Raw genomic sequence first — 23,375 nt, forward strand, 5'->3', positions numbered from 1 at the left:
CGCGGAAAGCGAGTGCCCTACGTTCCAATCAACGGCCAAATTGTACAACTCATAAAAAATAGACAAACTCGATTTTCCTCGAGTTTGTCTACAGTCTGAGACCTTTCCATCGAGGAAAGGTTTTTTGCGTTGTTTGCAGGAATCAAAGGTAAAATGTTGAAGTTTACCTATAAGTGAGTTTTTAACCGTTTTAATATACAGTATATGCATAATTTGAACCCTTACTTGCTGGAACTCCGTCGAATGAAGTTTAAATCATTAGTAAAGGAGGTGGAAAAAATGAACAAATATACTGGAAGGATCATTGTCCCTGCCCTATTCTTCATATTGATATTGCCCTATTTAGGATGGTTGGGCCATGAAGAACGCAGGTTTTCCGCCTTTGCAGGAATATATTTACTCGCCATTCTATCCATTGCTTGGTGTTTGGGTGCTATCTATGATAATAAACGGAAAACGATAGCTATATTGCAAGATAGCGAAGGACGTTATCGCATCTTCTCCAAGTACTCCAAAGAATTGGTCAATAGCTTCAATGAGGTTATTTTTCAAACGGATGATAAAGGAAAATGGTTGTATTTAAACCCAGCATGGAAATCGATGAGTGGTGCGACGGTGAACGAATCACTTGGGCTTCACTTTTCTAAACATATGGATATGACTTCTTATCAGGACGTATTAAAGGCCTTTGCGGAATCCTTTCATCAAGGAAATAAATATTTTCGAGTGGACATTAAACTGAATGCGAAAAAAGGGACCAGTTGGGTTGAAGCATTCGTTAAACTAATTTACGATGACGCAGGGAAATTCATAGGGACGGCAGGCATATTATCGGAAATTAATGAACGTAAACATGCAGAAGAAAAGCTTGTTAGCCTAAACGAACATTTGGCAATCACATCAAGCAAGTTATCAACGGCTGCACAACTTGCGGCAGGGATTGCACATGAGGTCAGGAATCCGATGACAGCCATAATGGGGTTTGTAAAGTTGATTAAAGATGGCGGTGCTGATAAAGATGAATATTATGATATTATTTTTTCGGAAATAAATCGAATCGAGCAAGTCCTGAATGAACTTTTGCTGCTTTCGAAACCCGCGGAGGCGGTTTTTCTTGAGAAGGATTTAAAAGAAAGCTGTAACCATGTCGTTACACTGTTGGAGACAAATGCCGTATTGAACAATATTCAAATTCATAAAAATTACGATACAGAACCCATTTTTATTTACTTTGATGAAAACCAAATCAAGCAAGTATTAATAAACATGATAAAAAATTCCATAGAATCGATGCCGAATGGCGGAAATATTTTTGTGAGCGTAAACGAAAAAAATGGGGAAGTTTTTTTGAGCATTTTGGATGAAGGGGAGGGTATCCCGGAAAACTCCCTTCAAAAAGTAGGAGAACCATTTTTCACTACAAAAACATCAGGAACGGGATTGGGTCTTTCCGTTTGTTTTAGAATCATCGAAAAGCACGGCGGAAAAGTGTTCATAACAAGCGAACTGAAAAAAGGTACGAAAATCGTTTGTGTATTCCCCGCAGTCCTACCAAGTGATTATAACGGGAACGAAAATGTCCAGATAACGGGACAAGAACGACATGAAAATATATAATTCGATCGTTATAAAAGTCAGAATATTTCGTGTACTCAAACGGTAATAACATACTAACCGGTTAGTCAGTTTTAAAGGAGGAATTCAATTTGCAAATTGAACATGATCAATGGGTGCAAAATCTGGAAAAGAAGTTAACGGAATTCATGGAAAAGTACGTATTCCAAAATGAATCCGTATATCAAAAAAGCAGCTAGATTCACAGAAGAGCCGATGAGTGATATACCGCCGCTTTTATCTGAATTAACGGCAAAAGCAAATTGTGGAATTTATTTTTACCTTATCGCAAATATGGAGCAGGTTTAACAAATCTAGAATATGCCCCGCTTTGTGAAATCATGGGAAGGACGATGATAGGACCTGGAATCTTCAATTGTAACGCGCCGGACACCGGTAATATGGAAGTATTGGTGAGATACGGTTCCGATGAACATAAAGATCGCTGGCTGAAGCCATTGCTTGCCAAGGAAATACGCTCATGCTTCTCGCTAACAGAACCAGTAGTGGCGTCTTCGATGCTACCAATGTAGAGTGCAGTCTTGAAAAGGCAGGTAATGATATGTCATAAACGGCCGGAAATGGTGCCCTTCAGGAGCAGGAGAGCCCCGATGCGAGATTGCCATCGTTATGGGTAAGACAGATCCTGAAGCGTCCAAGCATGATCAACAGTCAATGATTCTTGTACAGCTGGACACACCGGTTTTCAAAATCGAGGGAATGCTCCCCTGTTTGGTTATAATCATGCTCCGCATGGCCATGCGGAAATCAATTTTGCAAAGGTGAGGGTCCTGGCAACGAATATACTATGGTGAGAAGGTAAAGAGTTTGCGATTGCCCAAGGAAGACTCGGGCCTGGAAGGATACACCACTGCATGAGGCTGATCGGTGCTGCTGAAAGAGCACTTGAAGAATTATGTAAGCGCATTCAAACCCGTGACGTTTGGTAAACCTTTGGCGAGGCAAGGTGTGATCATGGAATGGGTTGCCGATTCACGGATTGAAATCGAACAAGCAAGGCTTCTTACTTTATAGGCTGTATGTGATGGATACTGTCGGGAACAAGGGAGAGAAGGCGGGAGATAGCCATGAAAAAAGTGGTGGCACCAACTAGGGCATTAAAAGTGCTGGACAGGGCAATTCAAGGGTTTGGAGCTGCAGGGATTTCAACGATTTACCGTTTGCTGCACATTGGGCAAATGCACGGACGTTGAGGCTTGCTGATGGTCCTGATGAACCGTTCACAAGTAGCTAAAATAGAACTTCGAAAATAAAAGCATGAGGTGAAGGTATAAAAGGTACCGGCCTATTCAATTTAACTGGAAAGACGGCGATCATAACTGGTGGAGGGATGGGATTGGGAGTACAAATAGCGACCTGATTTGTCGATGCAGGGGTGAATGTCGTGCTTTGTTCAAGGAAGAAGGAAGCATGCGGTGAAGTTGCTCGCAAATTGAAAAACTTGGAGGCAGGGCGCTGTCCTTCAAGTGTGATATCACAAATCCGTCAGATGTACAGGAAGTGGTTAACGAAACTTACCGGGGATTCGGTGCCATTGACATTTTAGTGAACAATAGCGGGGCATCCTTGGGGGCTCTGGCCGTCGACATGTCCCTTGAAGCCTGGCAGAAGGTGATGAATGTCAATGTAACCGGAACTTTTATCATGAGCCAGACTGTAGGAAGGATCAGGAAGGCTATGGTCTTACGGAAGCTTCGCCAACTACGTATTGCAAACCGGTATTTGCTGAAAGGAAGCATGGGAGTGCCGGGATCGGAATCCCTTCGACAGAATATAAAGTGATGGATCTAGAATACGGGACTAAAGAAGTGGCCCCAGGCGAAATGGGGGAATTGGTCATCAAAGGACCTCAAGTGATGAAGGGTTACTGGAATATGCCAGAGGAAACGGTGGTGACTCTTAGGGATGGTTGGCTTTATACGGGTGATATCGCCAAAGTTGATGAAGAAGGGTTTGACAGGAAAAAAGATTTGATCATTGCAAGTGGGTATAATATCTACCCGCGTGATGTCGAGGAAGTCCTCTATGAACATCCTGCTGTCCAGGAAGCGGTTGTCTTTGGAGTTCCAGATGCTTACCGAGGGGAGTCGGTAAAAGCAGTGCTTGTACTTAAAAATAATAAAAAGGCAAGTGAACGGGAAATCATCGAGTACTGCCGTACAAATCTATCGGCTTATAAAGTTCTGCTTTTCGTTGAATTTCGTGAGGAGTTACCAACAACAAATGTCGGAAGATTTTAAGGCGTGCTTTAAGGGAGGAAATTTCCAAGAAATAAGAAGGCTTTGATAGTGCGGAGCGTATGATATCAATTCAGCTGAATTTTTACAGATTGCGAGGATGCTTACATGAAAGAAAAAATGACAGAACATAGCATGCGCTTATTCGAAAAGAAGGGCTTTAGTGAAACTTCGATTTCTGATATCGTCGAATCGGTTGGAGTGACAAAGGGAACATTTTATTATTACTTTAAGAGCAAAGAGCAGTTGCTTATGGATATTCATATTGCTTATATAGACGAGTTGCTTAGTGAGCAGGAAATCATCATTTCGGATACTAGGAAAAACTGTAAGGAAAAGCTTTTCGTTATGGTATATATGCTTTTAAAAAGCATCAAAACAAAAAAATCAAGCGCCACGGTCTTTTTCCGTGAAATGAAAAATCTAAGTGACGAAAAACTTGCACAAATCCTTCCTAAACGGGATGAGTTCCGTAATAAAATCAAACAGGTGCTGGTGGAAGGCATCGAAAGCGGAGAACTACGTTCCAACCTTGATGCATCCATCATCTCTTTTGCTATTTTGGGTGTGGCCAATTGGAGCTATCATTGGTTCGACTCTGAAGTTGAAAAAAACGAACAGGAAGTTGCAGACATTTTTATGGGGATGATTCTACAGGGCATTGAAGCTTGACCAGGCTACATACCTACAAGTTAAATGAGAATAAGGGGTATATACCGGATGAGCTATACACCCCTTGGTTGTTAACAAGGATTTCACTTGTACCATTGACCCTTCAAGAATCACTCAATCCGAATCAATGCTAACATCTTTATCAGGATGCATAAAAGAAGGCTGCGGCGTTCTTTTAGCCTCTAACAGTTCACGGTTTTCAGTTGAATTCCAGCCTATATCATTGGTGGGGTGTATCCAGTCGTCTCCAGCCATGATTTCCGGGTCTGTATCTTCGCTCCAATTTTCGAGTGGTGAGTTTTCTGATGCATATTTGCTGTCGCCAATGACGACTCCATAATCATTGACAAATGGAGCTCGTGGTTTTATGCCGGTCCCTTTATAGCTTGGTGCGTTAATTTGGTGGGGTTGTGTATCATCGATAATTGGTGAATCCAATTTCTTTTTCATCTAGAATCTCCCTTTCCGTTTTACGGTTATTTTTTCTCGTCTGTCCCTATAATATCCCTGAATAATTTTCGGCAGTTTTACCCCATTCTAAAACGTAAACTATATTAAAAAGGGTGGATGAAAATGAAACGGAAAGCTAATGTAGATGGTGCTGTCAAAGCAAGTAAAACGCCAAAAAGAAACCAAGCTGAAAACGAGTTTTCCAATGAGTTCGCATTAGAGGAAAACCCAATAAAAGGTGCCAACCGCAATTCAAAGCAAGGCAGAAAAGGAAGAAGTTAATGGAAAAAGAAAAACGGAACTCCCAGGAAAAGGTGGGGGAACATGTACGAACTGAATTTGGAATCGAATTCAGTGGCGATATGAACGCAACCAAAATTTATGAAATATTAGCAAAAGAAAATAAAAAACGTGATAATAAATAAATAAGGACGGACCCATTTTGGGTCCGCCCTTAATCTTTAAAAAATGGCATTTCTAGATTTTGGGAGCGGGAAAATGTTTGATCCCTTTCCACTCGGATCAAAATAGGCAAGCATGATCGATGGTTTCTCGACGATTGTACCCTCTGCTAAATACGTTTCCAAATCAAAGGGTAGTGCCTCGAGCAAGGTATGTTTGTGTATTTCTTTTTCATTAAGTGCCAAGGCTGTGAAAGAGGAACCAAGCTGTTCAGGTTTATTCAGAATATCTTCATATATCACTTTCCGTCCATTTTTATCCAGGGAAGCTTCCCACCAAGGTTTACGTGGTTTGTATTTTTGGTTCATGAAATAATCCAATTTCATGAGTCCGATAATGTTATTCAGTTCAGCAGATTCCCGGGAAGCCAAAAACTGCTGTAAGCGTCTGAACAAGTCTTCAAGCTGGTGTCCGATTCGTGACCAGCCTTGTTCATCCCAAAAGGTACCGAAATCCTGAAAAAAGTCGAATGGTGATTGAAATACCGTTTTGACAAGGTATTCCGTGGTGTGATCCATTCTATGATCGTTCCAGTATTTTTCAAGGACATCTTCAACTTGTTTAATGCGGACAATGTCATCGAAGCTTAAAACATTATTTCCCAGGATTTCATAAGGAGCATGATCACTGTAAATATATTGGTGTTCATTGGCACGTATCCGTAAACCCGTACCTCGGAGCATCTTTAAGAAGCCAAGCTGCATCTCTTCGGGTCTCAGCTCAAAAACATCATTGAAAGTCTTTTTGAAAGAATGATAATCTTCTTCAGGTAAACCGGCAATCAGGTCTAAATGCTGATCAATTTTCTGCCCATCTTTTACCATAGTTACGGTCCTGGTCAGTTTTTCGAAATTCTGCCTTCTCATAACTAGATCATTTGTATGGTCATTCGTCGATTGTACCCCTATTTCAAAGCGGAACAATCCTGCAGGGGCATTATCGTTCAAGAACTGGATAACTTCCGGACGCATGATGTCCGCAGTGATTTCGAACTGGAAAACCACACCGGGAAGATGCTCATCGATTAAGAATTGAAACATTTCCATGGCATAGCTTCGGCTGATATTGAAGGTTCGGTCAACGAACTTAATGGTCTTTGCACCATTAGCCATAAGGTACCTGATATCTTCTTTAATCTTTTCACGATCAAAATATCTGACACCCACTTCAATCGATGACAGGCAAAATTGGCAGCTGAACGGGCATCCCCGGCTAGTTTCGATATAGGTGACACGTTTAGATAGATCGCCACGGTCTTCCTCCAAACGATAAGGAGAAGGGAGCGATTTCAAATCAACCTTACCGTTTTGAGGCTGGATGATTTTTTTTCCATCCAGTCGATACGCAATGCCTCCGACCTTCTTATAGTCATTCGAACCTTCAATTTCAGATAAAAGGGACTTGAAGGTGACCTCACCTTCGCCAATTACGATGAAATCAGCCCCGGGAATCTGATCAAGCCATTCTCCAACATCATATGTGACTTCAGGTCCTCCGAGAATGATGACCAATTCTGGATTGATTTTCTTCAGCATGGCTACTACTTTCATTGTTTCCTCGATGTTCCAAATATAGCAGCTGAATCCTATGACATCTGGTTTTTTGGAATGAAGGTCACCAACTATGTTCATAATCGGATCTTTTATCGTATATTCTGCTAGATGTACATTATAATCTGGCTGGGCATAAGCCTTTAAATAGCGGATGGATAGCGATGTATGGATATATTTTGCATTTAGAGTACTGATTATTATATTCATGTTAAAGGGCGTAAAAGAAACGCCTGGCTCCTTTCGTGTACATATCTTTTTAAGCCAACAAGCACTAACGAGTAATTTTACCATAGTGCGCTCCATTTGAAAAATGAGTTATTGAATGAACGGAAATCTTTCAGCTTTAAAGCCGAACTGGAATTTTACTTTTTGAAAAAAACGGATAAAGCAGAAAATGCTTTATCCGTTTTATTTAAAATGCTTGTTTTATATATTCTTTCGTTTTAATCATGAATCGTTTTGTTTTGGTCGCCTTCAATTCGATGATCGGCTGTGCCATTGTGGCAATCATTTCGCTTGATAATAACACGGTAATCAAGAAGGATAGACCGGCAAGCATGATAAAGCTCTCTGTATTGCTGAAGTAGTCATGTATAGTGCTTTCACGGAAGAAGCGGATGAAGAATCCGTGCAGCAGATATACATAAAGGGTTTGTTTACCCCAATTCGTAAAGAAATATTGTCCGCGTGGGATGAATGAAAGGAAGCTGAACACTGAAATTACGCTCAATCCATAAAACCCCAAGCGTTTAAACATGGATACGATTGTCGCATCTTCAAGCTCGGTATATGGTTTCGAACCGAGGAGCCATTTATAATTGACATCGGCATTTAAATAAAAACCGATAAAAATCACTAACATGACACTAAGTGAAGCCAAACGAACCTTGGGTGTGAACAGTTTCTGTAAGTGTTCCTTGCTTAAATGGTACCCGATCAAAAACATCGGAAAAAAAACGAATGTCCTCGAGAGACTAAGGTAATTGGAGACATTGTCAATATACCCAATCAATAAAGCGATTAAAATGGATAAACCTATGCCTACTGATGGCTTTAGCTTTGAAAAACCAAGCAGCATGATGTTCCAGCAGAATAAACTGATCAAGAACCAAAGCGACCATTGGGGATCAAGCAAGTCAACAGTGATTGCAGAACGTTCATATAAAAAATAATAGTAAACGGTATATATCAATTGGAAAATGATGTAGGGTAAAATTAGTTTTTTTGTAATTTTGGCTAAATACCCTTTTTGATAAAAACCTTTCGCAAAAAAACCTGAAACTAGAATAAAGGCCGGCATGTGAAAGGAATAAATGGTTTTATATAAAGCGTAAATCGTTTCACTATCATGTATATACGTATTCAGCAAATGTCCAAAGACGACAAAAGCCATGAGAATGAATTTGGCGTTATCAAAGAAAAAATCACGTTGTTTCATAGTTGCCTCCTAAAATTTTTAAGGTAGCTAGAGAGCATTGTTATTTCTTATACCCTAAATACATTGATCTAAATCAATATTTATAAAATTTATAAAAATATTATTAAATTAAGCTTTACGCTAAGTTTTAAGTGATTCAACATACTATTATTTGACATTAAGGATAATTTAGGTTTTCGATGAATGCACGGATTTTCGATAATACCGAGGAAAATCAAGATGGGTGTCGAATAAAGTTTGATAAGTATGGGTTTTGAAAAGGGGTGTCAATATGAATATCGGTTATGGGAATGAAACGGAAAATAAACAGGAAATTATAAAATTGAATAAACAGATCGAAGGGTTTTTGAACATTTTCAATTCAATGCCAGAGCCTTATATTAGGGTTGATGAGGAACTAAGGCTCACTTATGTAAATGATGCCGCTTGTGCACTGCTGGAAACATCAAAAAATCAGCTGTTGTCCATGAAGATAACTGATTTTCTCGAGGTTAGCCCTTTAAATGATCAGGAAGAGTCCGGTACTCCAAAAAAGCCGAGTGAAAGTGAAAGACAGATGATCCAGCTCCATACCGGTGCCCTAAAGCATATAGAGTTTATACCAATAGGGGCTCCTTCCGAAGGACAGCAATTTTATCGTTTAGGGGATGTGACATTGGATCTTTCATCATCCCGGGAAACAAGAATGTCAAGGCAGATGTTTTTGGACCTTTTTGATACGGCCGTAGAAAGCATCGTCCTATTCGATGGTTCAGGAATAATCATGGAAGTGAACCATGCTTTTATCCATGCCATGGGCATCCCGAAAAAAGAGATTGTCGGCAAGAATATGAGGGACCTCATTTCCCCTGATTATAAGGCATATTGGGACGAGAGCATAAAAAGAGCATTTGTTGAGTCGAACTTCAAAGGAGAGGTGGAGATAATGATCGGGGTTGAGCGGCATCATTTTACTTTTTCTATCAGCTCAGCGGTAGGAAATGAATTATACATGTCGGTGCTTCGAAGAATTACAGAATCAAATTTAATAGAAAAGAAGTTAGAGACGAGCGAACGGATTTTTGCGGAATTATTCGACCAGTCCATGGATGCGATCATATTCTGGAATGATGACGGAATCATTTTTCGAGTCAATCAATCAGCATGTAAAATATTTGAATCAAGCAGAGAGGAATTGATAGGCAGTTATATCTGGAAATACGTATACAGCAACAAACATCATTTTGAGCAGATAATGGAAACGTTTGAAAGGGACACCCAAGTGAGGGGGGAACTGATTTATAAAATGCCGAATCACCAAATAAAATTACTTGAATTGACTGCCAAAAAACATGAGGGTGATGGGTATAACGTAACGATATTTCGAAATGTCAGTGAACGCTGGCTGATTGAGAAGGAATTAAGGGATAGTGAGAAGAAATTCAGGAAGATTTTTGAGGGGACATTAGACGGCTTGATTTTATGGAACCATGAAGGGTTCACGGATATTAATGAAGCGGGTCAGGAAATATTGGAAATATCGAAGCGTAAACTGCTTTCTTTATCTGTAAAGGGATTCATCGAGAAAATCCCTGGAAATGTTCCTGCCTTGAACGCACATATTGATAATGTTTACAAGCATGAGGTCTACTCATCCATCATTCCGATAACATTCGAAGACGGAACAATTAAGCATATTGAATTTTTAACGAGAAAGAATTTATATTCGAACTTGAATCTAAGTATTTTCCGTGATGTGAGTAAAAATCTCGAAATGCAGGAACAGATCCGGAAATCAGATACTTTGAATGTCGTTGGTGAATTGGCTGCAGGGATTGCCCACGAAATCAGGAATCCAATGACTGCATTAAAAGGGTTTATCCAGTTGCTTGAGGATGGTGTTAAGGGAGATTTCTCCACATATTTTCATGTGATTACATCTGAAATTAAGCGAATCGAAACCATTATCACGGAATTTTTGGTACTGGCAAAGCCACAGGCGCTAAAAGTTTTTAAACAGGATGTCCATACCATTTTGAGAGAGACGCTAGAATTACTGGCCGCTCAGGCATTGTTGGAAAATATTCAATTCGAGACAGATTTTGAAGAAGATGAGTTTAAGGTTTTATGTGAAGCGAACCAGTTAAAGCAAGTGTTCATTAACATAATCAAAAATGCATTGGAAGTCATGCCGGATGGCGGATCTGTACGAATTAAAACAACCCGATATTCAGAGAAATATATTTGTATTTCTATTACCGATCAAGGCATGGGGATCTCAACGGAAAAGCTAAAAAAATTAGGTGAACCTTTTTATACGACGAAAGATAGGGGAACTGGGCTGGGGCTCATGGTCAGCTATAAAATCATTGAAGAGCACAAGGGCTTTATAGAAGTGGAAAGCGAAGTAGATATAGGGACGAGCTTTCATATATATTTGCCATTCGAGTGAGAGGTGGAAATGTTCTAGCCCTTTGCCCAGTAACCAGAAAAGTATGGAAAATCCTAATAGTATATGGGGGTCCTTATTCAATGGATTCCTTTTTTTAGTTTCCATTTTCCATCATTATTATCTTAGATTGTACCTGTCCAAAAAATATTGGGCTCACATTAAAGGTACTATCATTTTTGATGAATTTGTACGGTTTGATATTGAGTTAAACTGCTGAATTATTTAAGAGGAAACGAACAGTGAAAAATCAAATGGGAGAACTTTCGACTCGAGGTTCGGAGCTGGCTTCATATCAAATCCTCCTAATCATTATAAGAGGAATATGGGTTAGATATTTCCGTCATATCCTGTCTGCTGGTGGGTCAAGCTTTATCGCAATTTAAGAAGTTTTGTCTTTTTTTGCGAATCTATTTACATATAAGGCATATTTTGTAATACTTCTTTATTATGATGTAACTTTAAAAGGGCAGGAGTAGTGAATGCAGTTATGAATTCTAGGTGTGTAACGGAAATTTGTTCTGAGATTCAAATGAAGCGTTGGGAAATGATGGAGCTGGCAAAAATGTATGGAATAGGCCATGAGTTTACCCTTCGCCAAAGCGAGCAACTTGATAAACTTATAAATGAGTATTTGATCCTTCAACATCATTCGTCAGTGGAAGTGAGAAATAAGCGCGAAGAAATGGTTGTTATTGTACAGAAGCCCTTTAATGATGATATTACAATTTAAATGGAACTGAGAATGCACCATGTCTACTTAAATTGGCGGTATTGGAGATAATCACCTTTAGGGCTAATGATCAGGTGACCGTTTTCTGATGGAAATGAACTTTACAAGCATTTCATAAATAATGTCAAGAAAGACTCATATAAAGGACAATCATTTTCTTTTGAAATTCCTATGGGTATGAGGCATACATTGAGGGGAGGCCACCAGAAGGTGTCCTTTCTAACATCGGGAGTAGTTTAGAAGTCGAATTTAACTGAGTGGATTACACTGATAAATAAAAACTAAAGGCTGACCCAAATAATGGAGCCAGCCATTGTCAGGTCCGGAAATCACAAAATTTCCAATAATATTACCATGAACAAAAGACCAACAATGAAGGAATAGGTTGAGGTGCGTTCATTACCATCCCCATGGCTTTCAGGAATCAACTCCTTATAAACGATGAAAAGCATGGCTCCGGCGGCGAAAGCTAGGCCGTAAGGAACCAGGAACCCAATGTAAGAGGTTAAATAATAACCCAATAAGCCCGTAATTATTTCGATGGTACCAGTTAAGGTTGCTATCAGGAATGCAGTGAATTTACCGATTTTTTGATTAATTAAAAACAAAGCGACTAGTAAACCTTCCGGAGCATTTTGCAGGCCGATGGCAAAGGCGATCAAGTTACCTGTATCAGCTGAATCAGAGGCGTAACTGACACCAACAGAAAGGCCCTCAGGAATATTATGGAGTGTAATGGCAGTGATGATAAGCAAAGCCTTTTCATCAAACTGAATACCACTTTTCGTATGGCTGAGATCGATATGCGGAATGTTTTTTTCCATGATCGTCAATGTCATTACCCCGAGAAAAACCCCAATGACAAGCTGTATATACCCTCCGGTGGCTATAGACTCCGGGATCAGGCTCAATAACGAAGCAGCCATCATAATACCAGCGGTAAATGCCAGAAGCGTGTCTCTGAATCGATGTGTGATTGAATCTTGAATGAACAAGATCGGTAACGCACCGAACCCTGTAGACATGGCAGATAGGATGCTGCCTAATAGAACTCCACTCATGAATTTCTCCTTTGTATGGTCCATATCAACTTATTTATCAACTTAAACAATACTTCATTGTATGGGATGGTAAAAAAATATGTTCCAGGAAACACCCATTTTGCAGTCATGCATGAATGATCTGTATCATTCTTCTGCATACCACTTTTTCAATGTTAGATCAGTCGGCAGCAATACGCTGATGATCCCGAGCAATGGCAGGAATCCCACTAGCTTAATCATGGATTCGATCCCGATTATATCAGCAATGGCACCCAGTGAAACGGATCCAATGGCTCCCATTCCAAAGGCTAACCCTACAGTCAAGCCGGCCATTGTTCCGACTTTTCCCGGGACCAATTCCTGTGCGTATATTACTGTGACAGAAAAACTGCTCATTATAATGAAGCCTGCCATCAATAATAGGATAAAAGCGGCTGTAGGTGGTACGAATGGTAAGAGTGCGGTTAATGGCATACTGGCAGCGAACGAAAAGAGAATCACATTTTTGCGACCGTATCTATCCGCAAGCGGACCACCGAAAAACGTACCTACAGCTCCAGCGGCTAAGAAGGCAAATAGGAAAATCTGAGCGGATTTTATCGTGAATGAATGCTGCTCGATTAAATAAAAACTATAAAAGTTCGTCATGCATGATACATACCAGGAACGGGCAAATATAATGAATAAAATTAATACCAAGGCTTTGGCCACTTTATGGGACCGCTCTTTATTGATTACTTTTGCCGCAACCTTTTTAGGCTGGAAATGAACTAATTTTTGAGAATACCACTTGGCAATATACAGCAATAGGATAACGGCCGTTAAGGCAACTAGGCCAAACCAGAGTGCACCTTTTTGACCAAATGGAACAAGCACGATGGCTGTGATGAGTGGGGCAAGGGCCTGCCCGCTATTCCCGCCTACCTGATAAATTGATTGTGCCAGGCCTCTTTTGGGGCCGCCTGCCATGTAGGCAACCCTAGAGCCTTCCGGATGGAAAATGGCTGATCCAAAGCCCATCAAGATGACTGCACCAAGGATTATGGTATAGTTTGGGGCAATTGCAAGAATGATGACCCCAATTAATGTACTGGTCAATCCAATGGGCAATGCATAAGGAAGGGGCTTTTTATCCGTATAGAACCCAACTGCGGGTTGCAGAAGGGATGAGACGATATTCAGGCAGAATGCAATCATCCCCAGCTGAGTATACGTTAGAGACATTGATTTCTCGAGGATTGGGAACATGGCCGGTACAACGGCTTGAAGAGAATCATTCATTAAATGGCATATGCCTATGATTATCATGATTTTCAGAGTCATATCTTGTTTTTGGGGTTTTGCTTTAATGGCAGCGATGCGTCCCATATGTATATTTCCTTCTTCCTGATTAAGAATTTTACCCATTCCATAATTAAAATAGATTCGATAAGGTACGTCTGCATGACACCTTAAAAAAAATCGGAATCGTTAGTCCCGGCTTCATTTATAAATGAAACTCCTCAATGCATTACTAAGGATGGTCATTAATTAGTGGTAGGCTGATTGTCACGGTTGTACCGTTGAGAGGTTTACTTGTAAGCTCGATGGTTCCGTTAAAAGATTCAATTATTCGTTTACACACAAAAAGTCCTAATCCGGTTCCTTCCTTTTTCGATGTATAGAATGGTTCGAACACTTTACCGATATCTTGTTCATTCAGTCCTTGCCCGGTGTCGATGATTATGATTTTAGCCCGTTCATTTTCATGGTGGATTCGTATCCTTAACTTTTTTCCAACTTCCATGGCCTCGAATCCGTTTTTGGCAATGTTAAGAATGACCTGTTTGAGTTGGTCCTTTGTACAATGAACCAGGATCGGTTCCTTTACGATATTCCATTCCACTTCAATATTGAAGTGACGTGCTTCTGATTCTATTATTGGTCTCAATTCGGCAATGATACTGCGAATATCATATAAGGATAAGGTCTGGACCATGGGTTTCCCTAAAATCAAAAACTCGCTCACGATACTATTGATCCGTTCAATTTCCTTCATGATGACAGAGTAATAAAACTGATCTTGTTCTTCAGGATGTTTTTCAACCAGTAACTGTACCAGTCCCTTTATGCCCGTTAGTGGGTTTTTTATTTCATGTGCAGTACTAGCAGCCAATGTGCCGACAAAATCTATTTTTTGTTTATCGTTTAATAACTTTTGGTTTTTCGTATTTCTGCGTACGATCAGTTCCTCCACGACGGTATAGATTATGTGAGTAAAGAAGAAGGTGAAAAAGACAAGCATTAAAAAGACATTCATGTTATTTGTGTTAATCTTGTCAGGTATCTTCACGGACAGTTTCCAGTCCACTTCGGTTAAAGGAACATCCACCCATGTTGGATGTTCAGTAAATTCTTCGGCATTTATATCTAAAATTCGGGTTTTATCGTTTGTTTCCAATCTAAAGGTATGACCAGGGCTGAGCATTTTTAATATTTTTTCCATATGATCCAGCCTAATATGCGCCAATAAAAACCCTTGCGCCTTTTTATCATGATCCAGAATGGGAGCAAAAATGGAAAAATAATTGAAATCCGGGTCATACAGCTCCTGGGTTCCTACAACAACGGCTTTTTGAGTTTTTACTGCACGCTTTATATCATCCTGTTCAATTAAATGGTAATTATTGAAATGCTTATTCGTCCCCGAGATGGAAACGCCATCCTGATTTAGCCAATATACTCCGGCATACCTGGAATCTGTATCTTTGATCCATTTCATAAGGTGTTCGGTTTTTTTATCATCCATATAAAGAACAGAACTGCTAAGGCTAAGCAGCTCAAGGTTTTCCTTTGTTTCACTGATAACTTGATCTATGTATTCTTGATAAACCGTTCCCGCCCATACAGCTTGTTCCCGTCTTTCTTTTTGAATGGAACGTTCTAAATACATCCAATAAATGATGGATAGAATAATTAATGGTAGAATAACAATAAGTAGATATGTGGTGAATTTATGCCTGGTTTTCATGTTCGTCACTACTTTAACTTTTTTTTCAAGTATATCAAACTGAGTGATTAAACAATAGTGCATACTAACAGAGCAGATTGACAAAAAAGTCATAATGCCATATAATAACTTTTAATTCAAGATATTTTAATTAAAAACTTTAAGGTTGTGAAGTTATGGAGAATAATAACATCCAACAGTCTTTGAAACTGTTTATTGTGATGTCTAGAGCTCATCGATCAATTAATGATGTGGTGAATAAACATATAGCCGAGGAAGGTTTGAATCCAACTGAGTTTGCCGTACTGGAATTACTTTATCATAAAGGCGATCAGCCTCTTCAGCAAATAGGCGGAAAAATCCTGCTAGCGAGCGGCAGCATTACCTATGTCGTGGATAAACTTGAACAGAAGGAATATCTACAGAGAATAGCATGTAAAGAGGATCGCCGTGTAACCTTTGCAAAAATAACGGATAAAGGAAAGGCCTTTATTGAAGGAGTATTTCCTGAGCATGAAAAAAGAATCGATGATATCATGAGTGTACTTACTCAAGATGAAAAGGCCACCGTGATTGAATTACTTAAGAAGATTGGATATTCAGCTCAAAATTAGCTTAAGAACCAGCACCCCGATTTTACTGCAGGTGCTGGTTTTTTATGTCTAATTGGATGTTGTGCAATGCTGGTACAACCTTAATTTGTTCAAAGGACATGAAGGTTTTTACTAACACTGTGGCGAATTAAATTATATTACGATAACCGCGATAATGAAGAATGTGTCTTGACGTTAATCCGGATTTTACAGTCAAAAAAAATCTTGTTATATCGTGAAAAGGAGTGTATGTGTATATATGAAATTTAATGAGTATGAGTATAGACGTCCTGAAATGGATGAGATTAAAACCCGGTTCATGAAGGCCTTGGAAAAGTTTACGGAAGCTGAAAATGCTGCTGCACAAATAAAATCCATGGAAGAAATAAGTGAAATTCGAAATTATGTGGGTACGATGTTTAATTTGGTCTATATTCGACATTCCATTGATACCAATGATGAATTTTATAAAGCGGAGAATGATTATTTAGATGAATTCTCCCCTGAAATGGAAGAGTTAACATCAAAATTTTACAAAGAACTCGTCCGCTCGAAATATCGTCAGGAGCTTGAGGGGAAATGGGGAAATCAACTATTTGACTTGGCAGAGGCACAGCTTAAAACATTTTCGCCCGAAATCATACCGCAACTGCAAAAAGAAAATAAATTGTCAAGTGAATATTCGCAATTAATTGCCTCTGCAAAAATTCACTTTGATGGAAAAGAGCTAACACTTGCGCAGCTTCAGCCTTTTATGGAGTCGGCGGACCGTGAGTTAAGGAAAAATGCAAGTAAGGCATATTACGGTTTCTTTGAAGAAAAGCAGGAGGATTTGGATCGTATATTCGATGAACTTGTCAAGGTGAGGCATGGGATTTCGATAGCGCTAGGTTATAAAAACTTCGTGGAGCTTGGGTATTATCGAATGACAAGGACTGATTATAATGCTGAAATGGCTGCTGCTTTCCGCAAGCAGGTGAAAGAAGAAGTGGTACCGCTTGTAACCCGGCTGAAGGGACGTCAGCGTGAACGGCTTGGCTTGGAGAATTTGAACTATTATGATGAGAATTTTCATTTCAGAACGGGTAATGCCCTTCCAAAAGGCGATGCTCAGTGGATTATCGAAAATGGGAAAAAGATGTACCAAGAGCTTTCACCTGAAACGAATGAGTTTTTCAACTTTATGATCGATAATGACCTGATGGACCTTGTGGCGAAGAAAGGAAAAGAAAGCGGGGGCTACTGTACTTTTATAGAAGACTATAAAGCTCCATTCATCTTTTCAAATTTCAACGGGACTTCAGGGGACATAGATGTTTTAACACATGAGGCAGGCCATGCTTTCCAAGTGTATCGCAGCCGTAATCTTGACATTCCGGAGTATTATTGGCCTACCTATGAAGCGTGTGAAATCCATTCGATGAGTATGGAATTTCTAACCTGGCCATGGATGGAGCTATTTTTTAAGGAAGATACGGAAAAGTATAAGTTTTCCCATTTAAGTGGTGCACTTACATTTCTCCCGTATGGGGTAGCCGTTGATGAATTTCAGCATTTTGTCTATGAGAATCCTGATGCCTCCCCAATTGAAAGAAAGCAGGCTTGGCGTAAGATCGAGATGGAATATTTGCCGCATCGTGATTATGAAGGGAATGAATTCTTGGAGAATGGTGGGTATTGGCAGCGGCAAAGCCACATTTATCAGGCACCTTTTTATTATATCGACTATACATTGGCTCAAATTTGCGCTTTCCAGTTTTGGAAAAGGTCGGCTGAAAAAGATGAAACGGCTTGGAGGGATTATTTGAACCTGTGCCAACTTGGAGGCAGCAAATCTTTCCTTGGTCTCATTGAATCTGCGAATTTGAAATCCCCATTTGTTGAAGGTACTGTTCAGTCCGTTGTAAAGGTGATAGACGAATGGCTTTCAACTGTCGATGATAAAGCATTATAAAAGATGAGATTTTATATGATACGGTAATAAATTGAATGCTTTTAAAAAAACGCTTGAGAATTACTCCTTAAGCGTTTTTAATCTTTCATCACATTCAGGAAGTTAGGCAGGGCACATACAAATCAACTGCTTTTAGCCTTAGGGAAATGCATAAGAGGTGAATAGGGTGCAATGATGGAGAGAACTTTTTCTTTAATGCCTTTAAGTCATGGTAAAAAACAGCTGACATAAGGAATATTGCTTGGCTTGTCTTAAATGTCCCTTCCTTACATATAAATGTAGGGAGGAGGGGAGAGTATGCTGTCAAGGTGGTCAGGGATTTTTCAGATTGCAGCGGTATATGTAGGCACAGTCGTCGGTGCAGGTTTTGCAACTGGAAAAGAGATTGTCGAGTTTTTTACCCGTTATGGCTTTTATGGCTTTATTGGTATTTTAATAGCAGGTTATATTTTCATTTTTACTGGAACGAAAATCATGCTCATTTCCGCAAGAATCAGAGCATCTTCTTATGAGGAATTCAATGAATTTCTTTTTGGAAAGAAAATAGCAGGAATCATCAATATTTTTTTCCTTATCATGCTGCTAGGGGTGACGGCTGTCATGATTTCCGGTTCAGGCGCCGTTTTCGAGGAACAACTTGGCGTTCCGAAAAGTATAGGAAGCTGGTCTACGATCATCCTGGCATCCTTGGTCTTGATGATGGGTATGCGCGGGGTATTCACTGTAAACTCTTTTGTAGTACCAATCATGATCTGTTTTAGTTTGATCCTTTTTTTCTCGACTTTGGGAAATGGGGATTTCTTCAAGAACCTTACTAAAGTTCCCGATGAAATGATTACCTTGAAAGTGATTTTGTCACCATTTGCCTATACAGCCTTTAATCTTGCTTTGGCACAGGCTGTGCTGGTTCCGGTGGCATATGAAGTCCGAGATGAGAAGGTCATTAAACATGGAGCAATCCTTGGGGGGATATTCCTAACCATCATTTTATTATCGGGGCATTTTTCACTTATGACACTTCCTGACGTGAATAGTTATGAAATTCCTTCGGCAGTTATTATGAGAACGGCAGCCGGTCAATTATATTGGATGTTCATTTTGGTGATCTACGGGGAGATATTCACTTCGGTCATCGGAAACATATATGGATTACAAAGGCAAATCAGCAATTATATCAAATTGCCAAGCATGCTAATCATAGCTGTAATTTTTTTAATAGCTTTGATCATTAGTGAATTCGGATATGGAAGGTTATTAGGATACATTTATCCGATTTTTGGATACATAAGCCTGCTTTTTTTAATTCTGGTCTGGAAAAGCAAGGCAGGAAAGAAGTAATGAAGTACGGGGGGCAAGATATTTGCCCTCCGTCCCAGGGGAAATGGGGGTTCATCCTTTCATAAGCGTCTTAGCCATTTCTAGAAAAGCATCCCGGAAATCCATATCTTTTTTCGTGAAAATAGTTAAGCGGACGGGTGCTTTCTCATCCTTGAGCAATATGGAAGTGATCACATCATCCCCACTTTCGACTTCAAATCCCGCGCCGTTCTCTATATCAAGTGCCGGATCCCTAATCGTTTTTGAATGGCTTTTCAGCTGGGTATGGACATTTTCTTCCACCTCATCCCAATTGACATCCGCTGTCAACAATTCGATTCTCATATAAATGGAGTCATCCTCAGTCAGGAAAATAATATCCTTTCCAGGTTCTTCGGCACTTAATTTAAATTGTTGCAAAACATAGAGGCTGAACGGTTGATTATCACTTCTTTTTAAGAACGCTGTTTTTTCTATTTCTTTCCCATTACTTGTATATTGCAGGTTTTGCTCCATCAGTCTTACTTTGTTGTTGTTTCCGTCATTGCCACCTTGAGAAGAATTGCCTTCGTTCTCCTCGTTTACTGAATCTCCCTGTGGCCCATCTGCATTTTTGTCTGTGGTCATACCGCAGCCAGTCAGCAAAGCGGCGAATGCGGCACAGCCAATAGAACGTGCCCAACTAGCCATTTCTTTTCCCTCATCTCTCTGATAGAAATAAAAATTCATATAATAGATATCCCCGCAATCACAAATGCAGGACCTTTAATGAAATAGACGGTATGGAGTGAATATTGTTACAAAAAAGCAGGAGAATGAATTGGCATGCTTCTAAAAAGTGAAAACGGAATGGTCATTAAGAAACCATCCCGTTTGTTTAAAATTGACTTATCCTATGATTTTATAATTTTTATGGTTGACGACTGTCTTCTGTTCAAGTTCCAAATCACGATAATTTTCCATATACGTGACGTCCACGATTACTGAGTTCTCGTTCACTTTCTCGACGATTCCTTTTAAGCCTTCTCTAAATTCAATGATATTTCCAACTTCCGCTTTCTTCATGGTAATCATCCTTTCCCATTTCGTTTCCAATGATCAAACTATGGAGTAATTGGATTATTCGAACATCTTGCCGTTTAGATATTGACGTGGGGAGTGCAAGTAAGAGAATTAGATTCTCTTCTGTCGGTACAGTAAGCTAAACTGTTAAAGGAGGTGCAATTCTTGTATGGAGCAGTTGTAATGATGTGGCATAATTTGGTATATCTTGAGAGCATAGTTATGCATACCAGTATGTAATCCTATGTACAAAAAATGCCAAACATTTTACATTATGATATTTTACTATACAGTTTGCACTATTTTAAAGCATTCGTAAAGAATAATGTAGCAAGAGGGCCTTAAAAAATTCCGATTTATATTAAGCGGCATGTTTATGATAAAATGAAAACGGAATTTCTCCTGTATGAATATGGATAGAACATTTGATAATTAAGGAGGATAATATTATGAATGCTGAAGAAGCAAAAGATGTACTCGATAAACTGGCAAATCGGGAAATGGATGAATTCAGGATAACAAAGGAAGAATTTTTAGCTTTTCGTGAGGTTCTTGTAAAAAGGGACGACTTTAAACATTTTCGGGGGAATGCTCAACATAACGGTGTGATAATTTATACGTATTTAGAAGAAGCGAGAAGTTAATGCCCGGATATATTGGGGTGGCTCATGACTGGGCCACCCTATTATTATTTACAGTGGAAAATCATTTGCTTCCTTAATTTAATTAAAGTGGACTTTCTCCACGATTTTACAGATGCTGTAGTGACTTGATATAACTCAGCAATTTCAGTCACTGTTTTATTCTTCAGGTAGGTTTGCAAAAGCCAGCGTTGCTGATTCAATGTCAAGCCTTCAGTATAGTGTAAGATGCTTTCGATGGCGAAGGCCTCTTCATGCATTGAAAAAGGATCTTTAATCTCTAGTATGGTGGAATCAAATGGTTTGCTTTGGGCTTCATATTTATGATGATGCTTCAATTCATTCAGGATTTTGCCTTTGATTACTGTGTAGGCATAGTTAGAGAATTGTCCGTATTCCTTATTGAAACTTCTAAATGAATCCCATAAAGCAATCAATCCTACTTGAAAATATTCTTCCTGATTTTTATAGATGGAAAGTGAACGGATAATATGATGGATCATAGGGGTGAATTCAGTCTTTAGAGCTGAGAAATCATCCATTGAGCAGCTACCTTTAGAAAGTGCACTTTCAGTATTCCCGGGTGCTTCTACCATAAATGATCCGTTCGGCTATTGCGAAATGGCATAACGGAAAAATGTATGGGATGAAAAGTGGGTTATCCGGCGTGAACCAGAAACTAAATTGAAAGGAAAAGGGAGATTCGGGAGTATTGAAAGTGTTTTGAGCGTGGGGATGACCAAAAGAAAAACACATCCGGATAGTGGATGTGCCAATTCTTCTTCGAAAGATTTTAAGTTCTTTAATGGTGACTCCTTCTCGTTTTCATTTTCGTTCAAGTTAAACCTATATTCATATGAAGATGATGTACTTTTCTTTTACAGATACTTTTCCTCGCAAGCATCATTTAGTATAAACGTCAGCAATAGCTCAAAGTCTCCGTTCACATGGAGCTCAAGATAACACTGGGTTACTCCACGGAGGCTGATATCGAGAACGGGCATGTCCCATTTCGGCTTTCATTATCTATATTGGGCACTTTTATTATATTGAAAAAAACCAGGAAGTGGGGGAGAAAAGCTGACAAGCTTCATCCCTGTTGTATTTCATTATGTATCCCCCTGAACATTTCTATTGCAATTTCCAAAGTGGGCATATTGATAAAACCATTATTTTTGTTAACTCTGCGATTTTCGGAATCCAGCATCCTGTGCGTCATGCTCGGTACAAAACATTTCTTCTGGTTTAGTTATTTCGTAATATTGGCCCGAAGGAATGTGATATATTTTATTGCCTTTAGAATTTATATTGCCTTTAATTTTGGGGTTACTGCAAGATGAGTTCACAGTGGTTTTTTCCTCTGATTTTTCCCCTGACTTCGAATCATCAAACCCTCTTGAAGTTGCATAGTTTTCAATTGACCATATACCGATTTCGTTTTTTTGGGCTTGTTTCTGAATATCTTCAAATTCATCAAGATATTTAGTGTTCGGTGCATATACATAGGCTACCCTGGCCAGTCCTTTTTCAAGCAGGAGCTTATTCACCATTTTTCCATCAACATAAAAATAGGCAAGCAGCCGGCCGTATTTATCTCTTTCACCAATGCCGGTTTCTACTTCCACTTTAGAACCAGCAGGCATTAAATCCTTGGTGAACTTGCTTGCTTCAGGTCCAAAAGGCTGAACGGGCTTGGAAGGGTGCACGGTTTCCGGGGTATCTACCAAAAGGAGCCTGACCGTTTCTTCATTTCCGTTAGTCATTTTGATTTTTACTGTATCTCCGTCAACAACCCTGACGATCTTGGCTGTGAATGTCTTGCCTTTTTCTTCTTTGGAAGAATCCGTTTTGGATTGGATGTCTTCATTTACCAACGAATTATCCTGTTTGGATTCATTAATCAGGTTATCTGATGCGGCCTGGCAGCCAGACAAAGAGATCAGGCAAATGGCAGTAAGGAAAAAAACATACAGATAAGAATGTAAAAAGGAATTTTTGTTCATGATAAGTTCCTCCATTTCAAAGGTGTTTTCCATGTCCGTCATGGATATATTCGGCAGGAATAATACTAACCTATAAAAAAGGGAAAGAAAATGAAAAATCATAAAAATTTTTACATGGATCGCTACTCCCTATCATGATAGTTTCTTATAATGATAGGGTGGAAT

Annotated in this window: 20 protein-coding genes and 3 pseudogenes; 13 read left to right on the top strand and 10 right to left on the bottom strand. The window is 39.4% G+C overall.

Annotated elements, in window-relative coordinates; genetic code table 11:
* Window positions 1-279 precede the first annotated feature (279 nt).
* The 5 genes and pseudogenes from SB775_RS00005 (at window position 280) to SB775_RS00025 (ending at window position 4,544) form a co-directional block, all read left to right on the top strand.
* Complete coding sequence (locus SB775_RS00005) at window positions 280-1,617, top strand: ATP-binding protein (protein WP_176431866.1); 1,338 nt, start codon at window positions 280-282, stop codon at window positions 1,615-1,617.
* Window positions 1,618-1,706: 89 nt separating this feature from the next.
* A pseudogene (locus SB775_RS00010) lies at window positions 1,707-2,888 on the top strand (acyl-CoA dehydrogenase family protein).
* Window positions 2,889-2,965: 77 nt separating this feature from the next.
* Window positions 2,966-3,303: pseudogene (locus tag SB775_RS00015) on the top strand (SDR family NAD(P)-dependent oxidoreductase); the annotation flags it as partial.
* A 2-nt stretch (window positions 3,304-3,305) separates the two neighbouring features.
* Window positions 3,306-3,910, top strand: a pseudogene (locus tag SB775_RS00020) (AMP-binding enzyme); the annotation flags it as partial.
* A 70-nt stretch (window positions 3,911-3,980) separates the two neighbouring features.
* The gene (locus SB775_RS00025; protein WP_410860188.1) at window positions 3,981-4,544 is read left to right on the top strand and encodes a TetR/AcrR family transcriptional regulator; all 564 of its coding nucleotides are present in this window, start codon (window positions 3,981-3,983) and stop codon (window positions 4,542-4,544) included.
* Window positions 4,545-4,658: 114 nt separating this feature from the next.
* Here the strand turns inward: SB775_RS00025 and SB775_RS00030 are convergent, their stop codons facing one another.
* Window positions 4,659-4,994: a DUF3905 domain-containing protein gene (locus SB775_RS00030; protein ID WP_089362348.1), complete on the bottom strand. Its 336-nt coding sequence runs from the start codon at window positions 4,992-4,994 to the stop codon at window positions 4,659-4,661.
* A gap of 123 nt (window positions 4,995-5,117) precedes the next feature.
* On the opposite strand from SB775_RS00030, the gene SB775_RS00035 reads away from it, so the two are divergent.
* Both SB775_RS00035 and SB775_RS00040 read left to right on the top strand, forming a co-directional pair.
* Window positions 5,118-5,276, top strand: coding sequence for a hypothetical protein (locus SB775_RS00035; RefSeq protein WP_089362349.1), 159 nt, complete (start codon window positions 5,118-5,120; stop codon window positions 5,274-5,276).
* Window positions 5,276-5,419, top strand: a complete 144-nt coding sequence (locus SB775_RS00040; protein ID WP_167555972.1) for a hypothetical protein — start codon at window positions 5,276-5,278, stop codon at window positions 5,417-5,419. The genes SB775_RS00035 and SB775_RS00040 overlap by 1 nt, the downstream gene beginning before the upstream one ends.
* Window positions 5,420-5,455: 36 nt before the next feature.
* On the opposite strand, the gene SB775_RS00045 is transcribed toward SB775_RS00040, so the two are convergent.
* Together SB775_RS00045 and SB775_RS00050 are read right to left on the bottom strand one after the other, a co-directional pair.
* Window positions 5,456-7,216, bottom strand: a complete 1,761-nt coding sequence (locus tag SB775_RS00045) for a B12-binding domain-containing radical SAM protein (RefSeq protein ID WP_089362350.1) — start codon at window positions 7,214-7,216, stop codon at window positions 5,456-5,458.
* A gap of 205 nt (window positions 7,217-7,421) precedes the next feature.
* Window positions 7,422-8,447 (bottom strand): acyltransferase family protein, encoded by a 1,026-nt coding sequence (locus SB775_RS00050; RefSeq protein WP_410860190.1) that lies wholly within the window; start codon window positions 8,445-8,447, stop codon window positions 7,422-7,424.
* 271 nt (window positions 8,448-8,718) lie between these two features.
* Here SB775_RS00050 and SB775_RS00055 point away from each other — a divergent pair, with 271 nt between their 5' ends.
* A complete protein-coding gene (locus tag SB775_RS00055) occupies window positions 8,719-10,878 on the top strand; it encodes a PAS domain S-box protein (RefSeq protein ID WP_410860191.1) in 2,160 nt (719 codons plus the stop codon).
* Window positions 10,879-11,365: 487 nt separating this feature from the next.
* The gene (locus tag SB775_RS00060) at window positions 11,366-11,608 is read left to right on the top strand and encodes an aspartyl-phosphate phosphatase Spo0E family protein (RefSeq protein WP_318684406.1); all 243 of its coding nucleotides are present in this window, start codon (window positions 11,366-11,368) and stop codon (window positions 11,606-11,608) included.
* A 329-nt stretch (window positions 11,609-11,937) separates the two neighbouring features.
* On the opposite strand, the gene SB775_RS00065 is transcribed toward SB775_RS00060, so the two are convergent.
* The 3 genes from SB775_RS00065 to SB775_RS00075 all read right to left on the bottom strand — a co-directional run bounded on the left by SB775_RS00065 (window position 11,938) and on the right by SB775_RS00075 (window position 15,661).
* Entirely contained in the window at window positions 11,938-12,669 is a 732-nt protein-coding gene (locus SB775_RS00065; RefSeq protein ID WP_061462225.1) for a ZIP family metal transporter, read from the bottom strand.
* Between the two features lie 126 nt (window positions 12,670-12,795).
* Window positions 12,796-14,019, bottom strand: a complete 1,224-nt coding sequence (locus tag SB775_RS00070) for an MFS transporter (RefSeq protein ID WP_061462226.1) — start codon at window positions 14,017-14,019, stop codon at window positions 12,796-12,798.
* 145 nt (window positions 14,020-14,164) lie between these two features.
* Window positions 14,165-15,661, bottom strand: a complete 1,497-nt coding sequence (locus SB775_RS00075) for an ATP-binding protein (protein WP_410860192.1) — start codon at window positions 15,659-15,661, stop codon at window positions 14,165-14,167.
* A gap of 155 nt (window positions 15,662-15,816) precedes the next feature.
* Between SB775_RS00075 and SB775_RS00080 the strand changes: the two genes are divergently transcribed.
* The 3 genes from SB775_RS00080 (at window position 15,817) to SB775_RS00090 (ending at window position 19,525) form a co-directional block, all read left to right on the top strand.
* Window positions 15,817-16,254, top strand: a complete 438-nt coding sequence (locus SB775_RS00080; protein WP_034314147.1) for a MarR family winged helix-turn-helix transcriptional regulator — start codon at window positions 15,817-15,819, stop codon at window positions 16,252-16,254.
* A gap of 238 nt (window positions 16,255-16,492) precedes the next feature.
* Entirely contained in the window at window positions 16,493-18,187 is a 1,695-nt protein-coding gene (locus tag SB775_RS00085; protein WP_410860193.1) for a M3 family oligoendopeptidase, read from the top strand.
* A gap of 297 nt (window positions 18,188-18,484) precedes the next feature.
* Window positions 18,485-19,525, top strand: coding sequence for a YkvI family membrane protein (locus SB775_RS00090; protein ID WP_410860194.1), 1,041 nt, complete (start codon window positions 18,485-18,487; stop codon window positions 19,523-19,525).
* A gap of 51 nt (window positions 19,526-19,576) precedes the next feature.
* On the opposite strand, the gene SB775_RS00095 is transcribed toward SB775_RS00090, so the two are convergent.
* The gene (locus tag SB775_RS00095; protein WP_410860195.1) at window positions 19,577-20,194 is read right to left on the bottom strand and encodes a hypothetical protein; all 618 of its coding nucleotides are present in this window, start codon (window positions 20,192-20,194) and stop codon (window positions 19,577-19,579) included.
* 198 nt (window positions 20,195-20,392) lie between these two features.
* Complete coding sequence (locus SB775_RS00100; RefSeq protein WP_064505160.1) at window positions 20,393-20,569, bottom strand: YkvS family protein; 177 nt, start codon at window positions 20,567-20,569, stop codon at window positions 20,393-20,395.
* A gap of 446 nt (window positions 20,570-21,015) precedes the next feature.
* On the opposite strand from SB775_RS00100, the gene SB775_RS00105 reads away from it, so the two are divergent.
* Window positions 21,016-21,210 (top strand): hypothetical protein, encoded by a 195-nt coding sequence (locus SB775_RS00105; RefSeq protein WP_061462231.1) that lies wholly within the window; start codon window positions 21,016-21,018, stop codon window positions 21,208-21,210.
* Between the two features lie 44 nt (window positions 21,211-21,254).
* Here SB775_RS00105 and SB775_RS00110 read toward each other — a convergent pair whose 3' ends face one another.
* Together SB775_RS00110 and SB775_RS00115 are read right to left on the bottom strand one after the other, a co-directional pair.
* Window positions 21,255-21,749: a sigma-70 family RNA polymerase sigma factor gene (locus SB775_RS00110; protein WP_410860196.1), complete on the bottom strand. Its 495-nt coding sequence runs from the start codon at window positions 21,747-21,749 to the stop codon at window positions 21,255-21,257.
* 636 nt (window positions 21,750-22,385) lie between these two features.
* Complete coding sequence (locus SB775_RS00115) at window positions 22,386-23,210, bottom strand: thermonuclease family protein (protein ID WP_089362496.1); 825 nt, start codon at window positions 23,208-23,210, stop codon at window positions 22,386-22,388.
* Window positions 23,211-23,375: the final 165 nt, after the last annotated feature.

Source organism: Peribacillus sp. SIMBA_075 (assembly GCF_046534585.1).